The sequence below is a fragment of the Gudongella sp. QWL-04 genome (assembly GCF_058683975.1).
Map to the genome: position 1 here is coordinate 1,583,047 of NZ_CM178754.1, position 26,135 is coordinate 1,609,181.

At 44.2% G+C, this 26,135-nt stretch carries 20 protein-coding genes and 1 other annotated feature; of the genes, 2 read left to right on the top strand and 18 right to left on the bottom strand.

Annotated elements, in window-relative coordinates:
• Positions 1–25: 25 nt before the first annotated feature.
• From gatB to AC4PHB_RS08090, 17 genes are all read right to left on the bottom strand, one after another.
• Positions 26–1,456 carry an Asp-tRNA(Asn)/Glu-tRNA(Gln) amidotransferase subunit GatB gene (gene gatB, locus AC4PHB_RS08010; protein WP_492135925.1) on the bottom strand — a complete coding sequence of 477 codons (1,431 nt, stop codon included), beginning with the start codon at positions 1,454–1,456 and terminating at the stop codon, positions 26–28.
• Positions 1,456–2,895: an Asp-tRNA(Asn)/Glu-tRNA(Gln) amidotransferase subunit GatA gene (gatA, locus tag AC4PHB_RS08015; protein WP_492135926.1), complete on the bottom strand. Its 1,440-nt coding sequence runs from the start codon at positions 2,893–2,895 to the stop codon at positions 1,456–1,458. The genes gatB and gatA overlap by 1 nt, the downstream gene beginning before the upstream one ends.
• Before the next feature lie 10 nt (positions 2,896–2,905).
• Positions 2,906–3,190: an Asp-tRNA(Asn)/Glu-tRNA(Gln) amidotransferase subunit GatC gene (gene gatC, locus AC4PHB_RS08020; RefSeq protein ID WP_492135927.1), complete on the bottom strand. Its 285-nt coding sequence runs from the start codon at positions 3,188–3,190 to the stop codon at positions 2,906–2,908.
• Positions 3,191–3,206: 16 nt separating this feature from the next.
• A complete protein-coding gene (ligA, locus tag AC4PHB_RS08025) occupies positions 3,207–5,207 on the bottom strand; it encodes an NAD-dependent DNA ligase LigA (protein ID WP_492135928.1) in 2,001 nt (666 codons plus the stop codon).
• A 16-nt stretch (positions 5,208–5,223) separates the two neighbouring features.
• Positions 5,224–7,431, bottom strand: coding sequence for a DNA helicase PcrA (gene pcrA / locus AC4PHB_RS08030; RefSeq protein WP_492135929.1), 2,208 nt, complete (start codon positions 7,429–7,431; stop codon positions 5,224–5,226).
• A gap of 141 nt (positions 7,432–7,572) precedes the next feature.
• A complete protein-coding gene (locus tag AC4PHB_RS08035; protein ID WP_492135930.1) occupies positions 7,573–9,018 on the bottom strand; it encodes a sodium:solute symporter family protein in 1,446 nt (481 codons plus the stop codon).
• A complete protein-coding gene (locus AC4PHB_RS08040) occupies positions 9,008–9,133 on the bottom strand; it encodes a hypothetical protein (RefSeq protein WP_492135931.1) in 126 nt (41 codons plus the stop codon). Before AC4PHB_RS08040 ends, AC4PHB_RS08035 begins: the two co-directional genes overlap by 11 nt.
• A gap of 59 nt (positions 9,134–9,192) precedes the next feature.
• Positions 9,193–10,335: a hypothetical protein gene (locus tag AC4PHB_RS08045; RefSeq protein WP_492135932.1), complete on the bottom strand. Its 1,143-nt coding sequence runs from the start codon at positions 10,333–10,335 to the stop codon at positions 9,193–9,195.
• A 57-nt stretch (positions 10,336–10,392) separates the two neighbouring features.
• Positions 10,393–10,642: a binding site (T-box leader), on the bottom strand.
• A gap of 153 nt (positions 10,643–10,795) precedes the next feature.
• Positions 10,796–12,502, bottom strand: coding sequence for an FMN-binding protein (locus AC4PHB_RS08050; RefSeq protein ID WP_492135933.1), 1,707 nt, complete (start codon positions 12,500–12,502; stop codon positions 10,796–10,798).
• 261 nt (positions 12,503–12,763) lie between these two features.
• A complete protein-coding gene (locus AC4PHB_RS08055) occupies positions 12,764–14,665 on the bottom strand; it encodes a type I glutamate--ammonia ligase (protein ID WP_492135934.1) in 1,902 nt (633 codons plus the stop codon).
• A gap of 106 nt (positions 14,666–14,771) precedes the next feature.
• Positions 14,772–15,458: a HesA/MoeB/ThiF family protein gene (locus AC4PHB_RS08060; protein ID WP_492135935.1), complete on the bottom strand. Its 687-nt coding sequence runs from the start codon at positions 15,456–15,458 to the stop codon at positions 14,772–14,774.
• Positions 15,459–15,463: 5 nt separating this feature from the next.
• Positions 15,464–17,329 carry an aldehyde ferredoxin oxidoreductase family protein gene (locus AC4PHB_RS08065; protein ID WP_492135936.1) on the bottom strand — a complete coding sequence of 622 codons (1,866 nt, stop codon included), beginning with the start codon at positions 17,327–17,329 and terminating at the stop codon, positions 15,464–15,466.
• A 98-nt stretch (positions 17,330–17,427) separates the two neighbouring features.
• Positions 17,428–17,634, bottom strand: coding sequence for a hypothetical protein (locus tag AC4PHB_RS08070; RefSeq protein ID WP_492135937.1), 207 nt, complete (start codon positions 17,632–17,634; stop codon positions 17,428–17,430).
• Positions 17,635–17,648: 14 nt separating this feature from the next.
• Entirely contained in the window at positions 17,649–18,269 is a 621-nt protein-coding gene (locus tag AC4PHB_RS08075; RefSeq protein ID WP_492135938.1) for a TetR/AcrR family transcriptional regulator, read from the bottom strand.
• Between the two features lie 280 nt (positions 18,270–18,549).
• Positions 18,550–22,368, bottom strand: a complete 3,819-nt coding sequence (locus AC4PHB_RS08080; RefSeq protein ID WP_492135939.1) for an ABC transporter permease — start codon at positions 22,366–22,368, stop codon at positions 18,550–18,552.
• Complete coding sequence (locus AC4PHB_RS08085; protein WP_492135940.1) at positions 22,368–23,072, bottom strand: ABC transporter ATP-binding protein; 705 nt, start codon at positions 23,070–23,072, stop codon at positions 22,368–22,370. Before AC4PHB_RS08085 ends, AC4PHB_RS08080 begins: the two co-directional genes overlap by 1 nt.
• Positions 23,065–23,529: a MarR family winged helix-turn-helix transcriptional regulator gene (locus AC4PHB_RS08090; protein ID WP_492135941.1), complete on the bottom strand. Its 465-nt coding sequence runs from the start codon at positions 23,527–23,529 to the stop codon at positions 23,065–23,067. Before AC4PHB_RS08090 ends, AC4PHB_RS08085 begins: the two co-directional genes overlap by 8 nt.
• Positions 23,530–23,681: 152 nt before the next feature.
• Between AC4PHB_RS08090 and AC4PHB_RS08095 the strand changes: the two genes are divergently transcribed.
• Together AC4PHB_RS08095 and AC4PHB_RS08100 are read left to right on the top strand one after the other, a co-directional pair.
• Positions 23,682–24,956: an MFS transporter gene (locus AC4PHB_RS08095; RefSeq protein ID WP_492135942.1), complete on the top strand. Its 1,275-nt coding sequence runs from the start codon at positions 23,682–23,684 to the stop codon at positions 24,954–24,956.
• Complete coding sequence (locus AC4PHB_RS08100) at positions 24,949–25,779, top strand: glycerophosphodiester phosphodiesterase family protein (protein WP_492135943.1); 831 nt, start codon at positions 24,949–24,951, stop codon at positions 25,777–25,779. Before AC4PHB_RS08095 ends, AC4PHB_RS08100 begins: the two co-directional genes overlap by 8 nt.
• 45 nt (positions 25,780–25,824) lie before the next feature.
• Here AC4PHB_RS08100 and AC4PHB_RS08105 read toward each other — a convergent pair whose 3' ends face one another.
• Entirely contained in the window at positions 25,825–26,130 is a 306-nt protein-coding gene (locus AC4PHB_RS08105) for a YerC/YecD family TrpR-related protein (protein WP_128425352.1), read from the bottom strand.
• Between the last annotated feature and the right edge of the window lie 5 nt (positions 26,131–26,135).

The following is a 26,135-nucleotide window of genomic DNA, read 5'->3' on the forward strand; positions in this document are numbered from 1 at the left end:
CAGAGCCTCCGGCTCTGTCTAGTAATTACCTGTTTTTAAGCTTTTCGTTCAGGATAGTGCTGACCAGCTGTGGGTTGGCCTTACCCTTGGTCTCCTTCATTATCTGCCCCATTAAAAACCCTACCGCTCTGTCCTTCCCATTTTTAAAGTCTTCAATAGACTGTGGGTTGGCATCAAGGATCTTATCTACTGCCTCAACAAGGGCACCCTCATCGCTTATTTGTATCAGTCCCTGCTCAGAAACTATCGTCTCAGGAGATTTTCCGGTTTCAAACATATCCCTCAGGACCTTTTTGCCTGTATTGTTATTGATCTTGCCATCTCTAACAAGTATCAATAGCTCTGCAAGGTCTTTTGAGGAAAGGTGGAGCTCCTGTATCTCCTTTTCTTCTTCCTTAAGTCTTCTTAGGACATCTCCCATCATCCAGTTGGCAACAAGCTTGCCGTCACCTACATGCTTAACAGTCTCCTCAAAGAATTCTGCCAGCTCCCTGGATTGTGTAAGGACTGCTGCGTCGTACTCGCTTAAGCTGTACTCGTTGATGAATCTTACTTTCTTTGCATGCGGCAGTTCAGGCATTGCTGCTTTTATTTCATCCAGCCAGCTTCTGTCCAACTTTAGCGGCGGAAGGTCTCCATCGTAGCAAAATCTGTAGTCCTCAGCGGTATACTTTCTTCTCATAAGTATTGTCTCGCCTGCTACTTCATCCCAGCGTCTTGTTTCCTTGTCTGTGTTATCCCCTTTTTCCAGAAGCTCTATATGCCTTTTCTCTTCAAATTCTATAGTCCTAACGACTGACTTGAACGAGTTGAGGTTCTTTATCTCGGTTATCTTGGATTTTAATCCTCGCTCATCGTCGACGACATTTATATTTACGTCACAGCGAAGCGATCCTTCTTCCATCCTCACGTCAGAGATCCCGATGTATTTAATGGTGGATCTAAGTTTATCCAGGAATGATCTTGCCTCCTCAGCTGATGCAATATCAGGCTTTGATACGATCTCGATCAAAGGGACTCCACATCGGTTAAAGTCAAGAAGAGTCGTTCCATCATCGTTGTGGATCTGTTTACCTGTATCCTCCTCAATATGGATCCTCTCAAGGTTAATCCTCTTTGGACCTTCTGGAAGATCTATCTCAAGATAACCTCCATCACACAATGGCAGGTCAGACTGTGATATCTGGTATCCTTTTACAAGATCAGGATAGAAGTAGTTCTTCCTGTCCATCCTTACTACTTCGGCGATCTCCGAGTTGAAGGCAAGACCTGCTTTGATACCAAACTCAAGGCACTCCTTGTCTATTACAGGCAGTGCTCCGGGCAATCCAAGACATACTGGGCAGACGTGAGTGTTGACCTCTCCGCCGAATTCATTCTTGCAATTGCAATATATTTTCTTTTTCGTCATCAGCTCAACGTGGATCTCAAGACCTATAAGTGTTCTCCAGATCATTATTTCACCGCCCTTTCATAGCCAAGTCCTGCTTTTATCACAGTCTCCTCGCCAAAGCGCTTACCTGTTATCTGCATTCCTACTGGAAGTCCGTCCACATCTCCCATCGGTACGCACATCGATACTAATCCCGCTAGGTTGATAGGTACTGTGAACAGGTCAGACATATACATTTCCACAGGTGAATTCACAAGAGAGTTCAATTTGAATGGTAGTATAGGTGATGCCAATGAAAGTATTACGTCATATTTTTCATAGGTCTTCTCATAATCCTGTTTGATGAGAGTTCTGACCTTCAAAGCCTTTTTGTAATGCTCCTCCTGATAGCCGGCACTAAGGGCATAGGTACCCATCATGATCCTTCTCTTTGCCTCTTCTCCAAAGCCTTCAGTCCTGGATCTGGTGTACAGCTCATCGAGGGTTTCGTAATCGTCTGTTCTGTGGCCATATCTTATACCATCGAATCTTGACAGGTTAGTGCTTACCTCTGATGTGGATATTATATAGTAGGTTTCAAGGGCATATTTCAAGTATGGAAGCGATACGTAATCTATTTTTGCTCCGGCATTCTCGAAAACTCTTACGGCATCGTCATAAAGCCTTTGGATACCTTCGAAGTTGCTGAATTTAAGGTCTCTGTATTCTATCGGAAGTGCTACCTTTAGTCCCTTAAGAAAGTCCTTGTCATCCAGCGAAAACTCAATTCCAGACCTCTTTGACGATGTTGCATCCAGAGGATCAAAGCCCGCTATGGCCTTAAGCAGCAGATATGCATCGCTTACGTCTCTACCGAAGGTTCCGACCTGATCGAGGGAGTTGGACATAGGTACTACTCCGTAGCGAGATACCATTCCATAGGTTGGCTTTATCCCGACTACTCCGCAGTAGCTGGCAGGTTGTCTTACCGAGCCTCCAGTATCGCTTCCCAGTGCAAGGGCTGCCTCGCCTGAGGCGACAGCTGCAGCTGAACCACCTGAGCTTCCTCCCGGGACTACCTCGAGATTCCTGGGATTTCTTGTTATGCCGAAATAGGAGGTTTCAGTTGATCCTCCCATGGCAAACTCATCCATGTTGGTCTTCCCTATTACTATTCCGTCTTCGTTTAGTATCCTTCTGATAACCGTTGCATCAAATGGTGGAACAAAATCCTCCAGCATCCTTGATCCGCATGTAGTTCTAAGGTCTTTAGTCATAATGTTGTCTTTGATTCCGATCGGGATCCCTGCCAGGAGGCCTGTCTCTTCACTGTTCTTTATCTTTTTGTCCACTTTCCTGGCTGATTGAAGAGCATTTTCACCGTTTACTGTAATGAATGCGTTCAGATCCTTATCCATGGCTTCTATTCTATCCAGGTGGGCTTTTACAAGCTCCTCAGAGGAAACCTCCCCTTTTTTCAGGAGCTCCTTCATCTCCCACGCACTAAGTCGCGTAAGTTCCATCATATCCCCCCTATTCCACTACCTTAAGTATTTTGAAGTATCCGTACTGGGTCTCGTGGGCATTCTTTAATACCTCGTCTCTTGTCAGAGTCTGACTTTCACCATTTTCCTTCATAAAACCGTCATCGTCGTTTATACCGAAGGTTGGCTCTACGTTTTCAGTGTCTACCTCCGTGATTTTCTGAACGAAGCCGATTACTTGGTCGAATTTTTCTGTAAATCCATCCAATTCCTTATCACTGAAGCTTAGCTTGGCAATGCTTGAGATGTGGACTACCTGATCCTTTGTTATCATTGCTCTCTCTCCTTCCCTATTCAGGATATCTATCGAATATTTCCTTAAGCTCCTTTTCCTCCATTACAGGGATCCCAAGCTCTCTAGATTTATCAAGCTTGCTGCCTGCCTCAACTCCGACGATGACCACATTCGTCTTTTTGCTGACGGAGCCTGAGACTACACCTCCCATTTTCTCAATCCTATCCTTAATTTCTCCACGTGTCAATCCTTCTATGGTCCCCGTAATGACTACAGTATTGCCTTTGAATGGGTTGTCAGAGACCAACTGCTCCTCATAGACCGGAGTTACTCCCTCTGAGAGAAGCTTGTCTATTGCCTGCGATATCCTTTCGTCGTGGAAGAATTCCAGAATGCTCCTTGCCACTGTATCTCCAATGTCGGGTATCCCTATCAGCTCCTCGTACTTCGCACCCCTCAGAGCCTCCAGGCTCTTGTATGTGTCTGCAAGATCTTTTGCAGTCTTGCTTCCAACATTTGATATTCCAAGGGCATAGATAAATGCCTGCAGAGTTGGTCTTTTACTATTTTCTATCGCTTTCAGGAAGTTGTTCGTCTTCTTCTCCTTAAAGCCTTCAAGGTTTATTATGTCTTCGTACTTAAGTTCATATATCTCAGGAAGATCCTTTATATCCAGCTGTTCCACAAAGAGCGCTGCTGTTTTCTCACTGAAGCCCTCAATATTCATCGCATCCCTACTGGCGAAGTGCACCAGCCTTGACACTAATTGGGGCTTACAGGACAGTGTATTGGGGCAGAATATGTGTACTCCGTTTTGTATAAGCTCGCTTCCGCAGGATGGGCAGTGGGTTGGTTTTTCGATCTCGTATGTCTCCACTCCCTCTTCCTCGATGCTCCCAAGGATCTCAGGTATAACGTCGTTTGATCTCCTTATTAGTACTCTGCAGTTCAGCCTGACCTTTTTCCGAAGTATGTCGTCATAATTATTCAAAGTTGCCCTTTGGACTGTAACTCCTCCAATGTCCACAGGTTCTAGTATAGCCGAGGGAGTTACCTTTGCAGTCCTTCCTACGTTCCACTGGACTCCGATCACCCTCGTAGTGGTCTCCTCTGCCTCAAACTTGAAGGCTATAGCCCATCTTGGGAATTTGCTTGTGTATCCTAGGACTTCCCTCGTTTCCATATGGTTGATCTTGATCACCATTCCGTCAGTAAGGATGTCCAGCTTTGATCGCTCGGCGCTTCTTAACCTGATTTCATCTATCACATCGTCTATGTTTGAAAACTTCTTTATATATGGAAATACCGGTAGTCTGTTATCCTTTAGAAACTCTACCATCTCCATATGAGTCTGGAAGACTTTCCCTTCGATATATCCTGCATTGTAAAAGCAGGCTGACAGCTTTCTTTTTTCAGTAAGCCTTGGATCCAGGTTCCTTAGGGCACCTGCTGCAGCATTCCTGGCATTTTTAAGAGGTTCATCTGCAGTTCGGTTGTATTCCTCCAGGATGGATAGGGGCATTACTCCCTCTCCCTGTATCTCGACCCTGCCCTTAAATGGTATCCTCAATGGTATGGACCTGATGGTCTTAAGCTGAGGAAGTATCGCTTCTCCCTGCACACCAGTTCCTCTCGTTGCACCCTGTACCAGATTACCATCCTCATAGGTAAGATTCACAGTAAGTCCGTCAAATTTCAGCTCCAGAATATATTCAGGGTCTGGAAGCTTCTCATCAGCATTAAGGTTGTAGTCTGAGACTGCTTTCTCAAGCTTCACAGCCCAGGCTTTAAGCTCCTCCTCGCTTTGGACCTTATCCAGGCTCCAAAGTCTACCCAGGTGGTTATGCTTTTTGAAGCCCTCCAGCAGCTCTCCTCCAACTCTTCTTGTGGGAGAGTAATCCGGCTGATACCCAAGGCTATTCTCAAGCTCAACCAACTGGTCATAGAGCTTATCGTATTCAGCATCGCTGACCCTGGGATCATCCAGAGTATAATATTGGTAGTTCAGTTCGTCGATAAGTTTAATAAGCTCCTCCAGCCTGTCCCTGTCAGTCATGATCTCCCTCCGTTCTCTAGTCTACTATTGTAAGAGGTGCCATCGACTGCATCAGAAACTTGATGCCATTCTTGTCGAAGGCAATAGTAAGCTTGTTGTCATCTTCTTTTTGTTCTATGGCTACGATCATTCCATTGCCGAATTTCTCGTGCTTTACCCTTGTACCTATAGTTATATTTTCATTGGTGATAGGTCTTCTCTCCGGGACTCTTGGCATCAAATTATCTCTCATGTGGTCCATCGAAAGAAGGTTCTGCGTCTTTGTCGCTTCGGGCTGGTTCATGATCCTCTTCCTTGCTTCGCTGTACTCATGCTCTATTGTGTCCCCCATTTCCTCAAGGAATGTAGAGGGCATGGTGTAGCTTGTATTTCCGTAAAGTGTCCTTTTTCTTGCACTGGTTATAAATAACTGCTCCGCAGCACGGGTAACCGCTACATAGCAAAGTCTTCTTTCCTCCTCGTGTTCCTCAGGCGACTCCTTAGCTCTGGAAAGTGGAAATAATCCCTCCTCCATCCCAACGAGGAAGACAATGGGAAATTCAAGTCCCTTAGCACTGTGGACTGTCATTAGAGAAACAACGCTTGAATCCTCCTGAGTCTTATCAACATCGGACAGCAATGCTATTGTCGCGAGAAAATCTTCAAGCGTAGCATTGGGATCCTTTTGCTCGAATAGGAGTGCAACGGAAAGGAAGTCCCTGATATTGTCTATCCTTGTCCTTGCCTCTATTGTCCTCTCCCTCTCAAGCTCTGCGATATATCCGGTGGACTCCATTACTTCCTCCATGAAATCCTTTATCCCCATAAGCTCCCTTTTTGCCATCAAAAGGGACATGGATTCAGCAAAGGGCTTTAACAGACCCCTTGCTCTTGAGGTTATACCAGGAGCCATCTCGCAGTCCAGAACTGCAGAATACAGAGATTCCTCTTTTTCAAGCGCATAGGCCTCCAGCTTTTCTATAGTAGTATTGCCAATACCTCTTTTAGGCGTGTTGATTATCCTTTTCAAGGCAATATTGTCGTTCGGGTTTTGTATGAACCTTAGGTAAGCGATTATGTCCTTGACCTCCTTACGGTCATAGAACTTAATGCCTCCAACCACCTTATAGGGGATCTCCTCTGCCATGAAAGCTTCCTCAAAGGGTCTTGACTGAACGTTGGTCCTGTAAAGCACAGCTATGTCAGATAAACTTGCTCCTCTGTAAACCAGCTGCTGTATCCTGGTTGCAACGAATTGCGCCTCCTCCTCGGAGTATTCCAGCTCTATATGGGTCACGGGTGGACCGCCTTTTTTGTCAGTCCAAAGGTTCTTGTCCTTTCTTTGGGTGTTATTTGCTATGACTTGATTTGCTGTTCTTAATATCGCATCTGTGGATCTGTAGTTTCTTTCAAGAAGAATAACCTCAGCACCCGGAAAGTCCTTTTCAAAATCCAGGATATTAGATATATCAGCATATCTCCAAGAGTATATCGCCTGGTCTGAATCTCCAACTACGCAAATATTGTTATGGTATCCGGACAGCATCTTTACGAACAGGTATTGGATCTTGTTGGTGTCCTGGTACTCGTCCACGAAAATGTATCTGAATCTTTGCTGATACTGCTTGAGTATCGCTGGATTTTGTCTTAAAAGCTCCACTCCCTTAATGAGCAGGTCATCGAAGTCAAGGGCGTTATAGAACTTAAGCTTCTTTTCGTATAGAGCATAGACCTCTCCGGCATTCCTCTCATAGAAGCTGCCGTAGTTCATGGTTATATATTCATCAGGAGGAACCATAAGGTTCTTCTGCTCACTTATTATCGCAAGCATTGAGTTCTCTTTGTAGGTCTCCTTGTCAAGATTTAATTCCTTCAGGCACTCCTTTACAAGGGTCTTCTGATCGTCCCTATCGTATATGGTAAAGCTTCTTTCATAGCCTATTCGGTCAATGTGGCGTCTTAGCATCCTGACGCATATGGAGTGGAAGGTGCCCATCCACATTGCATCCACGTCGACGTCTATAAGGCTTGACACCCTTTCCTTCATCTCATTTGCTGCCTTGTTGGTAAAGGTTATTGCAAGGATCTCATATGGGGATACCCCTTTATCAGCGATAAGATATGCTATCTTGTGTGTAACTACCCTGGTTTTTCCAGAGCCTGCACCTGCCATAATAAGTAAAGGTCCTTCAGTGTGAAGAACCGCTTGTCTCTGTCTTTCGTTCAAGCCGCTAATGTAGTCCATTACTCACCATCCTAACTATCATCTACTGATAATTATATAGTATGCAGACTTATATTTCCACAAAAATGCTGAGGATTTAGAGCATAAGGATGCCGGTACCTTCGGAAAGCTTCCCGTGTCAGGTACCGGCAACGTGTTATTTTATGCTGCTTTAGGTTTTCTTTTCCATCCATTTGCTGAAAATCCCATGAATAAATATACTATTGAGCCTGCTATGCCCGCAAGTATCGGAGCTTCGACCCATCCCGCCTTTATTACAAATACGAGTAGGACGTTTGTTAGAAAGCCTACCAGCATCGAAGCCAGACATGCCTTAAGGTCAGCCTCTACTATAGTTCTCATTATTATAGGTCCTACAAACATCGATATCAGCCCGCCTGTTCCTATATAAGCTATCTGGTTGAGCATACCCTGTGGAGCGAAGAATGTAAGGAATAATCCCAGGACCGCCACCAAGCCAACAACTATTCTGTTCAGCTTATCGCTTCCACCTGGATGCTTCTTAGCCAACGATACGTACATGTCGTAGGATAAAGCTGATGCCAGAGCCTGAAGGATCGAGCTTATTGTAGAAAGCATTGCAAAGAGTATGAAAAGGGTAATGACCCCGCCAACTGCAGGCGACAGATAGGTGTTAAGGAAGACTGGCATTGCACTGTCAGGGTTCACAAGTCCTGGATTTTTCAGGAGCATATACATTCCTACAAATGGAATCAAACTAAGTATTATTCCCATAGGAGCCATGTACAAGGCCAGCTTGTGGATCTTGATATCCTCCTTCAACGAAAGAAATCTAACCGACATATATGGCAACGTGGTAGTAAATAGCAATGCATATACGAATACCAGATATACACTGAACTTTGAATTGCCATATGGTGCAGAGCTGGTCGGATTTATAAGCTCCTGATTTATTGTTCCCAGGGTTTTGACCATTTCTGCAAGAGATATATCCTTTAGGATCACTGCAAACACTATCACCGCAGCTATAAGCATCCCGATGCACATGATTGTATCAGTCAAGGCAACTGCAAGCAGTCCTCCCTGCATTGTGAATATTGCAACTACAGCCAAAAGCAGCATAGATGCGTAAATTTCAGGGATCTGGAGCCACTCGGAGGCGACCAGGCCTACAGCTCTTATCTGCCCAATCATATACACCGAGAGAAATATAAAGGTTGCAAGTCCTGCAAAAAAGTGTACTGTTCTTCGCTGCTTATCGGTTCCGCTGTGGGTCTTTGCAAGGTAATCAGGAACAGTAAGACCACCACTTTTTTCTGCCTGTTTTCTCATAAATCCAGCAAAGAAAAGAGTTCCGAATACTATCGCCGGTGCAAAAAAGAAATTTGCCAGGACTTCGATAGCACCGAAGGCATATGCCGTTCCAGGTGATCCTATAAATCCCCAGCCACTATAGCCTGTGGCCATTAATGTTCCTGCTGCAACGAACTCCCCTATCTGTTTCCCACCCAGAAGGAATCCTTCCCCTCCTGAAGCAGCTTGCTTTTTTATCTTGTTATTTGACCAGATTCCAACTCCTATCATACAGGCTGAAGCCAAAATCATAACTATCCAATTAAACGTCACTTATATCACCTCTTCTGAATATGGAGCCCTCCTGATATAAGTAAACGAAAACGGGAACTGCCATTAATATGATACATCCGATAATAAATGTGTTTATTGCCCATGATTCAGTCATAATATCCTCCCTTCTTCAATGAATTTCTTTGAGCCGGAGGAACCTCCGGCTCCTTTTTCTTATTTTTCTACAAATTTTACTAGTGTTGGATCATCCTCAATTTGATTTGGGAAGTAATCAAGGCAATCGCCTTCTCTGTATACGTCAGCAGTCGCACAATGTAGTCCTCCTCCGAATGCATATGCATCTCTGAAAGGTACGGGGATGACGTTCATTCCCAGCTTATCCATCTGCTCCTGCTGAGCCTTCTCGCTTTCCTCTACTATTACAGTTTTATGGTCTATTACGAGGCAGTTCATTGAAAGCCATACACTTGAGTAACAAAGTGGTGGAGAAGTTTTATGTGCAGGGGCTGCGGCTTCGACTATTTCCCAATCATTTGCCTCGAATATCTTTCTTTGCTCCTTAGGAAGCTTTCTTTGAGGATTGTTCAAGATCAACCCTGGCTTAAGGGGAACAAAGGTCGCATCGATGTGTATTGGATACGGATCTCCAGGGAAGTTGACTGCATGCACTCTCATATCCGGGTAAGTTCTTCTGAGCCACTCCATGCCTTTTCTATTTGTAGTAAGCCCGTGTTGTACGAACAGATCCTTTCCAAGTCTCATTACATCTGCTGCGTCGAACAGAATTTCGTGCTCTGTAGTTACCATGTGCAGTTTTGCTGTTCTCTCAAGAAGTATATCTTCAGTTATTTCACCGTCGTAGTAATGCATGTCATAGGTCTTTTCTCCCAATTCAGGTCTTGGTGCATAGAACCATTTGAACTCAGGATCCTTGTCGAAGTATTCTCTTAAATTCTTTGAATAGGCATAGTGTTCAAAGTATCTTGATCTAAATGACATCGGTGCGCAAATTATATCGCTGCCTATGGTCAGTAGTACGTCTCTTGGGGGCATACAGCCGAACATGCTACCAGTCATGAAGTGTGGAGTAACTACTGCCTGATTCCATTGGAGAGCCTCCGGTCTGTCTACTTTGATCCCCAGACCCTCAAGTACCTTAACTAAGTTGTCAAGCTGGGCATTAGCCTTCTCAACAGTATCTAGAGGTCTTGGTCCCGTCATCCCCCTCATTGGGCTGTCCAACGGCACCTTCGCCTTCGATGCTGGTTCGGAAGGCGGAATACAGGTATTGTCTGCTCTACCTACTATAACGTGCTTTAACGGGTCAAAATCGTTCCATGAGTTTACAATCTTCATTTTTCTCCTCCTATTTGTTTTAGTAAATAAAAAACCCCGTTCCAAGGAATAAATATTCCTAGGAACGGGGTAAATCTCCGTGTTACCATCCTAATTCGCCAATATCTCACAATATTGGCCTCATCAAGTACGTTATAAATCATATAAGATACTCTATCACTATAACGGGTGATCCCGTTGCAGCCTACTCAAATTTTCGGTGCAATGCTCTGAGGTCCTCTTCACCTTGATCCGCTTTGTCCCCTTCCACCTGCCGGGACTCGCTGTAAAAGCATCCTAATGTTACTTTCCTCATCAACGCTTATTAGTTAATCATATTTGATTTTTTTGATTATATACCTTGCTAAATGATTTGTAAAGAGGTTTTGAAATATTTTTTGTTTTTTATTGAAATACATTAAGTTTGTATATATAGTGCCCGGGCGAATGAACGCCTCGGGCACTGTAAAGGGGAAAATCGTTATTTGCCTATTTGCAGCTGAATGTCCTTGCTGTTCTCGTATGCTGCTTTAATAGCTGCGATTATATCTCCGTGTGAATCCTTAAGACTCATTGTTGCAGATGAAGTCACATCAGCCAGCATTGCCTTCTCATCAGCTGTCAGTGCATCATACTTAGCCTTATCTTCTGGCTTATCTGAGCCATCCTTTAGTGGTCTGCCGTTAAGATCTGATGTATACTTTGTAAACCAAGCCTCAACTTCTTCGACCGTCTTTCCTATGAATACTTTCTCGAAACCGGATATTTGCTCTGTCCAGGTCTTGCCGTTACCCATTACATAAGCTTCTCCACGCTCTCTTTTGGTCTTCCAGCCTTCGATCTCTGCAAAGAAGTTCTCTTCAGTGTCAGCTGTCTTCCCATCTACCTTCTCGTCATGGTTCTCATCGTAGTTGTATCCGCCTTGTCCCGGATAGCCGCTGAAATGAGGCATGCCGTCGCCATCGTAGTTAGGAGTGGCTATTTCAAGCTGGTCTATATGGATGTCAGCTATCTTTCCGTCTGCATCGAACAAAGCTGTTACAAACACTTCGTTGATACTCCAAACCTGAACATCCTGATCGTCCTTGCCAGGTCCCTTTCTTGGCGAGCTGACTACTCCAAATCCAAAGCCCTTAGCTTCTTCTATTGTAAGAGGCTTTCTGTTCTCGTATGCATTCTTTATAGATTCAACAATATTACCGTGTGAATCATTAAGACTCATAGTTGCAGATGATGTAACATCAGCAAGCATTGCCTTTTCTTCTGCTGTTAGTGCATCATATTTTGCCTTGTCTTCTGGCTTGTCGGATCCATCCTTCAATGGTCTTCCATTAAGGTCGGAGGTGTACTTATTGAACCATTCCTCAACCTCCTCAACCGTCATGCCGATGAAAGTCTTTTCAAAGCCTGAAATTTGCTCTGTCCAGGTCTTGCCATTACCCATTACATAGCCTTCTCCACGCTCTCTCTTGGTCATCCATCCTTCGATCTCAGCTATGAACTGCTCTTCAGTATCCGGGGTCTTACTATCAACTTTCTCATCATGATTCTCGTCATAGTTGTAGCCGCCTTGTCCTGGGAAACCGCTTAGATGGGGCATTCCGTCTCCATCATAGTTAGGAGTCGCTACTTCGAGCTGATCTATGTGAAGATCAAGAATTTTTCCGTCTCCATCGAATATTGCACTTGTAAATACCTGATTGAAGCTCCAAACCTGAACATCCTTATCATCTTTGCCAGGTCCTTTTCTTCCAAGCTTAGAGAATCCAAAGCCCATGTATGCTTCAGCTGCGGTGATGTCGCCAGTTTCCTCAGGAACCTCAGCAACTGGTGCAGGGTATTTAACCGGGTCAAGTGCATTGTTTACTGCATAGATGATACCTTCGCTTGTATATGTAGCACCTGAAATTACGTCTACCTCAGTAGAATTGGCTTCAACAATTTTTGCAGGAAGCTGCTCAAGAGCTGGAGTACCAACGCCATCAGTCTCTTTCTCGCCAACTACCTCGACGCTTATAATCTTGTCGCCCTCCATTACTACTGTAGCCTTGATCTCTCCGCCAAAGCCTTCGCCTACTCCTGTAAGAGTTTTCTGTTCAGCAGGTGTTGCAGGCTCTTCTTTCGGAGCGCATGCTGCAAGGCCTAAAACCATTGAAAAGCATAAAACCAATACCAACGCTTTTTTCAATATGCTCATCTCCTTATAATATTGTTAAAATATTGTTGTTAACCTAATATCAATATATCATACCGCTCTAACGCTTTCAATAGGTCACATCTCAAAAATGTGCATTTATCAGCATTATTGACATATGTCTTAATCGAATTTCGATATATCAATGCTTCTATCTGATAGTTAATCAATGTAATTTGTTAAATAAAAAACTTCGATTTATAAAATAACCGGTACCTTGATGGGAGTTTCCCTTATAGGCACCGGTTTATACTGCTAAATGTCCAGCAAATTTCGCTTGTAATGAGTGTATAGCATTCTAAGATTGTCCATCTTTTGATATATGGTTTTTTGAAGCTCGGATGCCAACTGGAGATTTTCTCTGTCCAGCGCTTCCTTGATCTGAGTAAACAAGCTTGTTTTGTTTAGGCTGTCCTTCATCAATTCAAGCCTGAGGTCTCTTATGGCCAGCCAATTCGATATGTCAAGATCAGATGCATTTGCCGGACCATGAAGGGCCTTAAAACCTATGATCTCCCTTGTCATATCAGGTATGATCCTGTGCTCTATTTCAGTTGTCCACTTATTGATAGCAGCCGCTTCATAGCTTTCGATTATAGCATCTCTAAATACTCCACCGTTCTTTAACACCTGAAGCTTTTCCGGGTAATTTTTGAAAGACATAAGGTTTTCATATACAGTGGACGGTACCTTTCCAAAGAACTTGTCTCTCTCATCATCTGAATAATCATCAAAGACGTTATTTTCGCTTCTGTATGCCCTTCCGGTTTCCAGGTATATGCCTTCGTCTTCCGGTTTCTTTGACAGCTCTGAGAGAAGACTGTCTTCATCTCTTTTATTTTCAAATACATGGCTGATGCCGTCCTCCATAGCCATAAGCATGGTCGCCATGCATAGGAATGTATTCGTGTGCGGGTTAGGAGCTCTCAGCTCAAACCTTGTGGCCATCGGGTTATTTAAATCCCTGATAAGCCCAATAAGTATCGTCCTGTTTCTCGATGGTATCTCAACAGTCCTTCCAAGGGAAGTAACTATGCAGATAGGTGCCTCAAATCCCTTCTTTAGTCTCTTGAAGGCTTCATTGGAGGATGTAATGAAGGGATTCATTATTTCGTAGTTCTTAAGTATTCCCATAAGTGATGCATAGCCTATTGGACTCATGAAATGGTCTTTGCTCAACGGATAGAATAGATTCACTCGTCTGCCATCCTTAAGCTCCGCAGCAACACCTATGTGAGTATGCTCGCCGCTTCCAGCTACTCCGGGGATAGGCTTGGCAAGGAAGGTCACATCCATTCCATTCCTTCTGAAGGATTCCTTGATTATGGTCTTAACAAAAAGCTCATTATCGCCTGCCTGCATTGCATTTGAATACTTCCAGTCTATCTCTAGCTGCTCCATTATGCCTGAAAAGGATCCGTCATGCTGGAGTCTTGCCTTTACTCCGCCAACCTCCTTGTGGCCCATCTCAGGCTCCATGCCATATCTGCCCATAAGCTCAAGGCTGGTTTCAAGGGCTGTTCTCACGCTTCCCCTTGTCTTAGCCCAATATTGCTCATTTAGCTCCTGGGAGGTTGAAAGCTCTTCAATGTCTCTTGGATCATTTGGAGACCTTACCCAGAATTCAAGCTCTGTGGCTGCTGTAACATGGACCTTCTTAAGCTGCTCTGGCTCTATTCCGTGAAGCTTTGCAAATTCGTGGTCGTTCTTTATCATTATTTCTACATTTTCTTCAAAAAAATCGAGGGCATTTTTCAGTATATGCCTTGAATCTACAGGGATTCCGTCATGGAGCAAAAAACATGGGATCTTTAGCATGCCAACTGGCTTTCCCGAGTCTTCATAAAGGTTGTCGTAGTTATAATCTACGAACCAGTTGACGTCGATGTCAGCCTTCATGTCGATCTTGGCATTGTCGAGGCTGGCGATCCGGGGAAGATATACTGATGAGCCATCCGTCTGCACAGCTATGCCGCCAAGAAACAGATCCAAGTCCTCGAGGAACAGCTTTACAGGTATCTTTGCCTCTGTCTCGTGTCCTATTAAATCCACTCCACCAAGGGAGACGAACCTGATCTGGGGATTATTATCCAATATCTCCCTTAGATCCTTTTGATTGTGATTCAGCGGTGGAATCACGTAACACATTTCTTTCATATCCTATCAACTCCCTCAGTAAATTTTAACACTCTACTATATTAAACCTCTCGGGAAAACATGTCAAGATTTTTTTCCCAATAATAAAGAGCCCGAAGGCTCTCCATTAAATATCAATTTTTATGGTCTGATTATTGAGGGTATCCACGTATAAAATCGAGTTTCTAATAAGCTCTCCCTTTCCAAAAATCAGCTTTATGCATTCAGCCACCTGAAGTGATGCAATAAGCGCAGGTATGAAGGGAGGGTTGCCCAAGTGCTTCTCCACACCGGTCATCTCCTCCTTTGGATAGAGCCTTGAAAGGGTCCTGTCACCAGGCATTACGACACATACCTGACCATACCAGCCTCCAATAGCTCCGTGGATCAAAGGGATCCGAAGCTCTTCGCATAGTCTTTGGAGCAGGAGTCTTGTAGGGATATTGTCTGTTCCATCCATTACAATATCTGCATCCTTCAGAAGCTGGAGACCGTTCGACCCATCTATCCTCATCTGGTGTGAAATCACCTCGACTTCTGAATTCACATCTAAGAGCTCGTTTTTTATACACTCTGCCTTGCCTAAGCCAAGTCTTGATTCGGTTGAAAATCTTTGCCTGTTAAGATTGCTCTCCTCAAAAACGTCACCGTCTATGACAATGATCCTTCCTATTCCAAGTCTGGCAAGCTGTTCGGCAAGATGACCACCAAGACCTCCTCCTCCAACTATTGCTGCCGTCTTGGTTCTTAGCAGCTCCTGTTCATCCTCGGAGATCAGGGAATGGTTTCTAAGATAGCGGTTTGGAAGCTTCATGGGGATCACTCATCCTCTCCGTGCAGATCCTGGATCAATCCATCAAGCCCCCCGATCTTCTTCAGAAAGTCTATAGACGGTATTCCTGTTTCCGGATCCCAATCCAGTTCCCTAAAGAAGTTTTGACCAAGAAGTATATTGTCTATCTCCACATCCTTTAGTGGTCCTTCAGTCAAAGGTGGTTTCCCAACCGCCCTTTGGGTTATGGACATGTCCTTGGGAGCGATCCCCTCCCTGAGGTTAAAGGCATGCCTCATGGTGTAGATCCTTAATCCTGTGGTACGGCTTCTTTCACCCTTGAACTCCATTCCGGTAATTGCTTCAATATAGTCGTCTATCATTCCGCCCGGTGGTGTACCGAATCTGCTGAAAAGGCAAAAGCCAGCGACGTTAAGTATTTCTCTGGCAGCCGTAAGATCCACATCCTGATCTCCTGTGCCCTCGTATATATATTTTGGCCTGGTTTCCTTTCCACCCATTTGTATGGAACCTACCCCGCCCTTTACGTGTCTTCCGGGGGTTGGGTCGTATTGGTAAGTTCTTGCAAGACCTGGGGCAAACCTTGGATCGTGCATTGGAAGCTCTATTCCCGATGCCGTCTGGAGATATTCCTCACCCTTGCCAAAGTGCTTAGCAGCATATAGCGATCCATTTGCAAGGATGGCTCCAACTCCATCACCATCAGCAATTTTCTGAGTGATCGAAACGATCGCTTCACCGTCTCCCCACTTAAGATCTATTCCATCAAGCTCCTCCCTATCAAGCACTCCTTCGCTGTAGCATTCCATCGCCCAAGCCACTGTCATGCCGGTAGAGATCGTGTCTATTCCATACCTGTTGCATATCTCATTTACCTTGATAAGAGCATCCATGTCACCGCAGAGAAGCGTGGAGCCAAATGCAGATGCAGTTTCATACTCTGGCCTCTCAGTAGGACCTACCGGCCATCTCCCGTCATTTACCTCGTATTCTGCTCCACAGCCAAGCGGGCAGCTGGCGCAGGCATACTTCTTGGTTTTATACTTATCCATTACCTTTGCTGACAGGGCAACGGCATTTTCCTCGCCATAGTCACGAATTCCAACTCCTCCCCAGTTTTTGACCGGGCTGTCACCACTGAGAGCTGAAGCTGCAGTTCCAAGTCCTGTACCGTGATCTCCAAATGCCAGTGAAGCGGGAGACCCTTTAATAGTTTTTACCACATCTCTGGTTATTCCCTGGAGCCTCTCCATATCAGCTACCGGAACTGTTCCTGTGCCTCTGACCAGGATCGCCTTTAGTTTTTTAGAGCCCATAACGGCTCCCCCACCACCTCGGCCGGGTGCTCTGTGTCCGTCATTTATCGGGCATGCAAGCAGCGACTGTCTTTCTCCGGACGGTCCTATTGCAACTATCTTCGCCTTATCATCATTGTGTTCATCCTTAAGTTTTTCCCAGACATCCTTGGTATCCATGCCCCAAATATGAGCTGCATCCTTAATTTCAACGGCTCCGTCATTTATCCATATGTATACGGGTTTTTCAGAGATCCCTGATATAAACAGAGCGTCGAATCCAGCTTTTTTCAGCTCAGGCCCAAAGTATCCTCCTGAGTTGGAATCATTCCATCCACCTGTAACAGGTGATTTATGAACCATGGTGAACCTTCCTCCAAACATGGCTCCTGTTGCATTGCTAAGACCAGTAATAAATCCCAGGATATTGTCCGGCCCAAGTGGGTCTGCATCCTTAGGCATCTTATCGTATAGAATCTTTGCGCCGAAGCCGTAGCCTCCTATGTAATCCTCAACCATTTTTTGTTCCAGGGGTTCAATGTCTATAGCACCCGTAGTAAGGTCGATAAACAATAGCTTTCCATTATAGCCGTACATAAGATCCCTCCTTTTCCTATATTATAGCCTTTATATGGATAGGCTTCAATGATTAGAATGATAATGCCTGGACATATCACATACGTCCAGGCATTCATCTACCTAAGAAGCAGCCAGACTCCGACCGCAAGACAAAGTACTCCGAAGATATAGAAAAATATTACTGTCCCGCTTTCCCCTAAAATTTTCCTGAACATCCTTATCTTAGCCATGTTCCATATCCCTTCTGGCTTCTTTGCTGCGATAAATACTACTGATCCTGCGTAGAGTACAAGAAAAACTCCCAGAAGTGCCATTCCATCCATATAAATGTCTCCCTTCAACTTTTTATCCCGTATTTTACAACGTCTATGAAGCTGTCAACCGCATCAAGCATATCCTCACTATAGGTTCTAAGGTCTTTTCTTTTCATGTAGTAATCAGATACAGATATATTAAGAGCTGTCAACAGGTATGCTACAAGCGAGAGGTCAAGGCCGGGCCTTATTTCTCCTCTCTTTTCAGCCATTTTCAAAAGCTGGTGAAATACCTGATCAGATTTTTCCTTGTTCTCTTCTACTATTTCCTTGTACAGCTCATGATTTGGATCACTTAGCAGTTTATTCGATATCTCAAGAAGGTCCGGATTATTGAGTGCAAAGCTAAGACCTGATACATACATCTCCCTGATGAGAGAAAAGACATCCAAGCCCGTCGGATTTATAAGGGTTGGCGACATATATTCCAGTTTTTTTTGTATTATTATGCTCATAACATGCTTGTACAGGTCCTTCTTGTCCTCGAAGTACTGATAAAAGCTTCCCTTGGCGATACCGGCCTCCTCCACGATCCTGTTTACGCTGGAAGCATCAAAGTAGTTGTCCCTGAACTCCTTTATCGCAGAAGCTTCTATCCTTTCGCGCTTATTCTGAGGAAGATTGAAAAAGGTCTCCTTTGGCATTTTAGTACCTCCCCTGCATTGTGACCTAATAGTCACATGACTCTTTGGTCATATTATACCCAGGATAGATCAACTTAGTCAATAAAAATAATACGCGTTAGGCGATAGGCGTTAGTAGGGGCGACCATTGGCAGCAAGAAGAAAGATCCTTCACTGTCGTTCAGGATGACATTCAAAACGGTCATTCTGAGCTTTAGCGAAGAATCTTGCTCTTGTATTCTACTTTTTAATATTTTCAATTGTGCATTGTGATCTGTGAATTGTGATCTGTGAATTGCTTCTAATCAAGCGCTTTCATTGAGTCTACCATTTTAATGCCTCTAAGCTTTCTTGTCATTACAAGGTTCACAAGGAGGGAGAATACGATCGTAATAGCTGCAGCCATAAGATAGCTTTGCCAGAATATCTCTCGTCCGAACATCATATCCGGGTTCTCGATGGTTTTGATTATAAATACATGTAAAAGCTTTCCGAGGAACAGCCCCACAAGAATGCCTATCATTGTCAATATTCCAATTTCCCGGAAGATATACATGTTGACCTCTTCATTGTAAAAGCCAAGCACTTTTAGTGTCGCAAGTTCCTTTTTCCTTTCATTTATGTTAATATTCGTCAGATTATACAGCACTATGAATGCAAGCATTCCCGAAGCTGCAATTATGACCACTATTATATATTCTATGTTTCTAAGAAGCTTGTCGAAGGCTGATTTTGTCTGAGATATGAATTGAGTATTCATTACTCCCTCTGTGGAAAGCAGCTTTTCAGCGAGTTCATCCTTTTCCTGTTCTGTATTAAAAGCTGTTTTTGCAAGTACCAGATTATTATCTTCAGTCTTGTCAAAAACCTCTTTATAGACTTCTCGATCCAGATACAGGTAATTCCCCAGGTAGTTCTCAGTGATCCCTGTTACTAATACTTCACCCTTTTTATCATCGCTATTTTCAAAAATAATGGTATCACCAATTTTTATTCCCAGCTCCTCAGAAAGCTTCTCGGTAATAACAGCAGAGCTCCTTCCAAAGATAACAGGTTCGCCGGATAGTCTATCTCTGAAGCCTATAAAATCATTAACGTCTTCTGGTGACTCTGGTGCAATCAGCGTAGCTTCAATATTCTCATCACCAAAGTAAATCAATCCTTTGTCGCTTAATACACCTATTGCTCCTGTTATCAGACTCTTGTCATTTAACAGCGACTGCAGTTCTTTTGAAATATTGTCTTCTTCCTCCAGTTGAAGCTCAAGTTCATATTTAAACAAATCAGTGAACTGAGAACCTGCAAGCATATTTATCGAATCTCTCATACCAAAGCCGGTAACAAGAAGTCCGGTACAGCCAGCAATACCTATTACTGTCATAAAGAAGTGCTTCTTGTATCTGAAGAGATTTCTTGCTGTAGCTTTATGGTTAAAGCTCATTCTGGACCAAATGAAATCTACCCTCTCGAGAAGTATCCTCTTACCTGCCTTAGGAGCTCTGGGAAGCATAAGCGTTGCCGGTTTTTCCTTAAGAGCTTCGTTGACTGCATATACAGTCGCACCGACCGTACTTAGGATCGCAAGTCCGGATGACACTGAGGCAATGGTAAAGTTGTAGTCAGAAACAAGCTCAGGCAGGTGGAACATAACTCCGTAGGCATTGTATATCATCGCGGGCAGCAGCTTGAATCCTACAGCCAGACCGGCAGTACTTCCTAAAACACTTGCTAGGCCACAGTAAACAAGGTACTTAAGCATAATGAGTCCCTTATTGTAGCCAAGTGCCTTAAGAGTCCCGATCTGCGTTCTTTCCTCCTCGACCATTCTCGTCATGGTGGTCAGGGCTACAAGTGCCGCAACAAGATAGAAAAATACCGGGAACACTTTGGAGATTGCAGCTACCTTCTCTGCGTTCATCTGGAAGCTTACGTAGCTGGTATTGGAATTTCTATCAAGTACATACCACTCAGGCTGTCCAAGCTCTCTAAGCTCCTTCTCTCCGTCGAGAAGCTCGTTAAGTCCATCGGCTAACTCCTGCTCAGCTTCAAGCTTTCCTTCCTCATATTCTTTCCAGCCATCCTCAAGCTCCATTACTCCGTCGTTGTATTCCACCCAGCCGTCAGCTATTTCAATCTCGGCATCCCGTATTTCCTTATTAGCCTTAGCTATCTCTTCCTCAAGAGTTTTTTCTGCATCGGCCAGCTCAACCAGCCCGTCGTTGTACTCCTTCCAGCCGTCCTGAAGCTCTATTACTCCGTCGTTATATTCCTTCCACCCATCATCAAGTTCTTTTCTTCCGTCCTGGAGCTCTATTCGCCCCTCTTCAAGCTCTTCCCAGGCATCCTCAAGCTTAATTCTATTCCTTTCGATCTCTCTTTTGGCATCCTTTAGGGTCTCTTCACCCTCATTAAGTTCTTCCCAGCCTGCCTTGATCTTCTCAAGACCTGCATAGTACTGCTCCCAGCCTGCTGCCAGCTCAGCTTCCTGTGCAGGCAGCTGAGCTTCTGCCTGTTCTATTTGCTGAAGACCTCCCTCAATTTCAGCGTAGGAGGGGATTTGGGATAATTGGTTCTGTACGTATTGCAGTCCTTCCTTTGCTTCAAATAATTGACCATCTAGCTTATCTATCTCACTTTGTATATAGATTTTTTCTTCATCGGTTGTTGCTTGTGATAGCTGGATTTCTAAAGCTTCTATTCCTTGTTCGATTTGTAAGATCGAACTCTCTATTTTGTCTTCCTCTGCCTCAAGCTGCTCTCTGCCTGCCTTCGCTGTTATAAGAGCATCTCTATTTTCCGCAAGCTCCTTCTTCCCGGACTCCAACTGGACTCCCCCAGCCAGAAGCTTCTGCCTGGCTGCCTCCAGCTCCTCCTCACCCCTTCGGAGCTCTCTCTTGCCTGCAGCAAGCTCTCTTACTCCATCCAGGTATTTTTGTTCTCCCTTGTCAAACTCTTCCTGTCCTTCCTTCAGCTCCTTCTCTCCATCAAGAAACTCCAGGTAGCCTTCATAGTATTCCCTTTCGCCATCCTCAAGCTCAAACTTTGCATCCTTAAGCTCCTTCTCACCATCCTGTAGCTCGATCAGAGCGTCAGCAAGCTCGATCCTTCCATCTGCAATCTCCTTTTTAGCATCCTCAGTTTCAGTTCTAAGTGTAACTTTGGCCTCAGCTAGATCCTTCTGGCCGTCCAAGAGCTCTCTCCTCCCGTCTTCCAGCTCGATCTCTCCATCCTTAAGCTCCTTTAGGGCATCAGCCAGCTCAATTTCTGCCTCAAGTCTGCCTTCCTCGTAGTCCTTCCAGCCATCGTCCAGCTCAGATCTGGCATCATTATAGATCTCTTTATATCTGATAACCGATCTTTCCTCTCCCAAAATCTCCAGCCTGTCGACGATCCTCTCAGCTCGGATCTCGTATTCATCTGAAAATGAATCCATATCCTTAAACCCTTTGAGAGTTATATAGAAATCAGTGTATACATCCATCTCGTAGCTTGACTCATCTACGTATATGATAGTGTTAAGCCTTCCGTTGCCTATATTTGTAGTCTCTCTTTCCTTTGAGAAATGGAAGGTGTTGCCAACTATACCTACTATAGTGAATTCTTTTTGCGAATAATTCTCCATCAGGTCTTCAAATTCTTCATTTTCAGCTGAAAGAGTCAGCTTGTCGCCAAGCTTGAACTCAGCAAGAAAAGAGCCTCCCCTTTCTGCAAGAGCCTCACCAGGTTTTTCAGGCAATCTTCCATCAAGCAATACCAGCTTGTTTATGGATGCCTTATTATTAAATAGCGGAAGTCCGTAGATCCTGGCTGTAAGAACTTCACTGCTTTCACTGTCAAGAAGGACGTCTGTGACATAGGCGGGCATTATATCCTCTATGGATCCATCCTGATTCAGCAGCTCAAAATCCTCCTCGGTCAACCCCATGGTCGCCTTTATGAATATATCAGCCATATTGTTTTCATCATAGTAGATATCAACCGAGTTGTTCATGTCTGGGGTTGTCACCAGTAGACCTGATAGAAAACCAACTCCAAGGGCGACGATCCCAAATATCGCAGCAAATCTTCCAAGACTCCCCTTAATTTCTCTGTAGATTACCTTGAGATAGGTCCTTTTCACTACCACTCAATCCTTTCTACGGGCGTCGGATCAGTATTCTTTTCCACTTTAGCAACCTTGCCGTTCCTTATATGGATGACTCTGTCAGCCATTGGCGTGATGGCAAGATTGTGGGTTATGAGAATGACAGTCTTACCGGTTAGTCTGCAGCTGTCCTGGAGAAGCTTGAGAATATTCTTTCCTGTATTGTAGTCAAGAGCTCCGGTAGGTTCATCGCATAGAAGTATCTTCGGATTCTTTGCAAGAGCTCTTGCAATAGATACCCTTTGTTGCTCTCCACCTGAGAGCTGTGCCGGGAAATTCAACATTCTGTCTTCTAGTCCCACCAGCTTGAGAACCTCCTTGGGATCCAGGGGTTCCCTGCATATCTCTGATGCAAGCTCCACATTCTCAAGAGCCGTCAGGTTCTGCACCAGGTTGTAAAATTGGAAAACAAAGCCTACTTCGTATCTTCTGTATTCAGTCAGCTGCCTTTCACCCAATCCACTTATCTTGACTCCGTCAAGCATTATGGTTCCATTGTCACAGGAGTCCATGCCCCCAAGCATATTTAGCACAGTTGTCTTCCCTGCACCACTGGGTCCTACTATTACGCAGAATTCACCTTTATCTATTGAGAAGCTTATATCGTCTGCAGCTGCAATTTTATGATGCCCCATATGATAATACTTACTGACCCTTTCAAAAACCACAAAATCATTCATTTACTGATCCCTTTCCTTGAACCATCTCAATATCGTTCTTTCCTAACATATCCACGATAACATCCAACAGACCTATAAGCTCCTCAGCCTTATCCTCGCCTAGTTTTTCAATAAAGTCTGTAAAGTACTCCTCGACCTGATTCTGCCGGCCAGTTATAAATTCCCTGCCGGACTCTGTGAGGTAAACTGTAAGGCGTCTTCTGTCATCCTCGTCTATCCTCGTTTCCACATATCCCTTCCTTCTAAGGGTTGCAAGGGCAGTAGTAACTCTCGGCCTGGATATGTGGAGCATATCACTCAGTCCCGATGGATTTATCCCTTCATTCTCGTGCTCCAGCATATGATGAAGTATATATAGCTCCCCTTGCAAAAACTCAACTACCTGATGAAATGCCTCCATATAGTAGATGCTTCCAAGCGCTTTTATCATTCTATCCTTAAGAATCAAAGCCTCCATGCTGACCTCCTTTAATTAGCATAGTTAATTATTAACACTGTTAATTATATACCCGGGCAAGTCATTTTGCAACAGCTGTTGCGATGTAAAATTATTACATAACCCTTCTATTATGGTATAATTAGGGCAAAATACAACACTGGAGGTGCGCCTTGAAGCTGGATTATAAAAGAACGTTTTTCTTAGGACTTGCATTTCTATCTGTATCAGCATTTTGGCAGCTTTATGACAATATTATCCCCCTTATGCTGCAGAATACTTTTGGCATAGGAGAGACCATGACTGGCACGGTCATGGCCATGGATAATGTGCTGGCGCTTTTTTTATTACCTTTCTTTGGAGCGCTCTCAGACCGTACTGATACAAGGCTCGGAAAGAGGACACCCTTTATTGTATTCGGTACTATAGCATCTGTTATATTCATGATCCTTATACCGGTTTCGGATAATATGAAAAGCTTCCCGCTTTTCTTCATTTCCCTAGGAGCAGTTCTTTTTGCTATGAGCACCTACAGATCTCCTGCCGTTGCTCTTATGCCTGACCTGACTCCAAAGCCTCTGAGAAGCAAGGCAAATTCCATCATAAACCTGATGGGAGCAGTGGGAGGGATAATAACCCTTATTTCGATCAGTCTGCTTGTCCCCAAGGAATCAAACCCAAGTTATCTGCCCGTATTTATTGTTATAGCAGTATTAATGATATCTGCAGTAGCGATACTTTTATTGACTATAAAGGAAAAGAAGCTGGGCCAAAAGGTCAAGGAGGAATATCCTGAAGATGATGTGGATGAGGTCGAGGAGGGCTCGAAAGATATGCCTCCTGATGTAAGACGTAGTCTTAATTTCATCCTCGCTTCGATCTTTCTTTGGTTCACTGCCTACAATGCCGTAACTACAGCATTTTCAAGATATGCATCCAGAGTATGGGGGCTTCAGGGAGGAAGCTTTGCAAATGCGTTGATGGTTGCCATGGGTGCAGCAATAATAAGCTTTATCCCCATAGGTATCATCGCAAGTCACATTGGCAGGAAAAAGACCATACTAGCTGGTATCACTCTTATGAGCCTTAGCTATCTTGCAGGGTTTATGTTTATAGAGTACTCTCCTTTGATCAATGTGGTCTTCGCATTCACAGGTATAGGCTGGGCAGCGATAAATGTCAACTCCTACCCTATGGTGGTCGAGATGAGCAAAAGCGGAGATGTTGGGAAATACACCGGACTCTATTATACCTTCTCAATGTCGGCCCAGATCATGACTCCCATATTTTCAGGCTTCCTGCTTGAGAATGTCAGCTATAGGACCTTGTTTCCATACTCAGTTATATTTTCTCTATTGTCGCTGATTACGATGCTTCAGGTAAAACATGGAGACTCAAGGCCACCTAAAAAGAGGAGTGCATTGGAGCATTATGACGTGGATGATTAAGGTGAATGCAATGATTGTCGAGTTATTACTCTTTTTAATAATTTTATATATCTATGCCACCGCTCCCAGGATCAATGGGTTAAAGCACATGCGTCAATTTCTGGGAAGAGATTATGCCCACAGAGGCTTGAAGGACAACGCCAGCAATTCTCCTGAGAACAGTCTAAGGGCTTTCCTGCTGGCTATTGAAAGTGGATTTGGAATCGAGCTGGATGTTCAGCTGACTAGAGATGGAGTCCCGGTAGTCTTCCATGACAGGACACTTGAAAGGGCTTGCGGACTTGACACTCCAGTTAAGGAAATGACCCTGCAGGAGATAAAAACCTTGAGGCTTTTTAACAGCGATGAAGCCGTACCTACCTTAGAGGAGGCTCTGGAAGCTGTAAACGGCAGAGTCCCATTGATAATTGAGTTGAAGGTGCACCATGGGGACGATATGAGTGTGTGCGGTAGAGCACAAGGCATCCTGGACGATTATAAGGGGCTTTATTGTGTAGAGTCCTTTCACCCATTTGCAATGGTCTGGTATAGAAAGAATAGACCCCAGATACTTAGGGGACAGCTGTCTCTGGACTATATTAAGGAAAGATCTCATGGACTGGCAATGGACATTCTACTTAATAACCTATTATTCAATTTCGTCGTCAAACCAAGCTTTATTGCCTACAGGCACCAAGACAGAAGGGGGATATCCCTCTGGCTTTCCAAGAGATTATTTAAGTGCTGTATGGCAGCTTACACAGTCATGACTCCGGAGGAATACGATAAAAACAGATCATTTTTTGATATTCAGATCTTTGAAGGATTCGTTCCAAAAAAATAAGGATTTCTCACTCGATTTGAGAAATCCTTTTCCCGTTCTGCAGTACTATTCCTTTTCAATCAAGCCTAGCTTCTCGAACACTATTTTATAGCCATCGGCTCCATAGTTGAGAGATCTGTTGATCCGACTGATAGTTGCTGTTGAAGCTCCTGTAAGCTCCTCTATCTCATTGTAGGTCTTGTTTGATTTAAGGAGCTTTGCAACCTCAAGTCGCTGGGCAATCGCCTGTACTTCCTTGATAGTACAAATGTCTTCAAAGAATCTGTAACATTCGTCCATAGTCTCAAGCTGAAGGACAGCCTCAAACAAACTATCCGCTTGTTTGCTTTTGATCTTTGAATTGTAGACCATTTTAC

What these genes read in the sequence shown, in the direction of transcription:
- gatB (WP_492135925.1), bottom strand. Translation starts at nt 1,456, where the DNA reads ATGATCTGGAGAACACTTATAGGTCTTGAGATCCACGTTGAGCTGATG.
- gatA (WP_492135926.1), bottom strand. Translation starts at nt 2,895, where the DNA reads ATGGAACTTACGCGACTTAGTGCGTGGGAGATGAAGGAGCTCCTGAAA.
- gatC (WP_492135927.1), bottom strand. Translation starts at nt 3,190, where the DNA reads ATGATAACAAAGGATCAGGTAGTCCACATCTCAAGCATTGCCAAGCTA.
- ligA (WP_492135928.1), bottom strand. Translation starts at nt 5,207, where the DNA reads ATGACTGACAGGGACAGGCTGGAGGAGCTTATTAAACTTATCGACGAA.
- pcrA (WP_492135929.1), bottom strand. Translation starts at nt 7,431, where the DNA reads ATGGACTACATTAGCGGCTTGAACGAAAGACAGAGACAAGCGGTTCTT.
- AC4PHB_RS08040 (WP_492135931.1), bottom strand. Translation starts at nt 9,133, where the DNA reads ATGACTGAATCATGGGCAATAAACACATTTATTATCGGATGTATCATA.
- AC4PHB_RS08045 (WP_492135932.1), bottom strand. Translation starts at nt 10,335, where the DNA reads ATGAAGATTGTAAACTCATGGAACGATTTTGACCCGTTAAAGCACGTT.
- AC4PHB_RS08055 (WP_492135934.1), bottom strand. Translation starts at nt 14,665, where the DNA reads ATGAAAGAAATGTGTTACGTGATTCCACCGCTGAATCACAATCAAAAG.
- AC4PHB_RS08060 (WP_492135935.1), bottom strand. Translation starts at nt 15,458, where the DNA reads ATGAAGCTTCCAAACCGCTATCTTAGAAACCATTCCCTGATCTCCGAG.
- AC4PHB_RS08065 (WP_492135936.1), bottom strand. Translation starts at nt 17,329, where the DNA reads ATGTACGGCTATAATGGAAAGCTATTGTTTATCGACCTTACTACGGGT.
- AC4PHB_RS08070 (WP_492135937.1), bottom strand. Translation starts at nt 17,634, where the DNA reads ATGGATGGAATGGCACTTCTGGGAGTTTTTCTTGTACTCTACGCAGGA.
- AC4PHB_RS08075 (WP_492135938.1), bottom strand. Translation starts at nt 18,269, where the DNA reads ATGCCAAAGGAGACCTTTTTCAATCTTCCTCAGAATAAGCGCGAAAGG.
- AC4PHB_RS08085 (WP_492135940.1), bottom strand. Translation starts at nt 23,072, where the DNA reads ATGAATGATTTTGTGGTTTTTGAAAGGGTCAGTAAGTATTATCATATG.
- AC4PHB_RS08090 (WP_492135941.1), bottom strand. Translation starts at nt 23,529, where the DNA reads ATGGAGGCTTTGATTCTTAAGGATAGAATGATAAAAGCGCTTGGAAGC.
- AC4PHB_RS08100 (WP_492135943.1), top strand. Translation starts at nt 24,949, where the DNA reads ATGATTAAGGTGAATGCAATGATTGTCGAGTTATTACTCTTTTTAATA.
- AC4PHB_RS08105 (WP_128425352.1), bottom strand. Translation starts at nt 26,130, where the DNA reads ATGGTCTACAATTCAAAGATCAAAAGCAAACAAGCGGATAGTTTGTTT.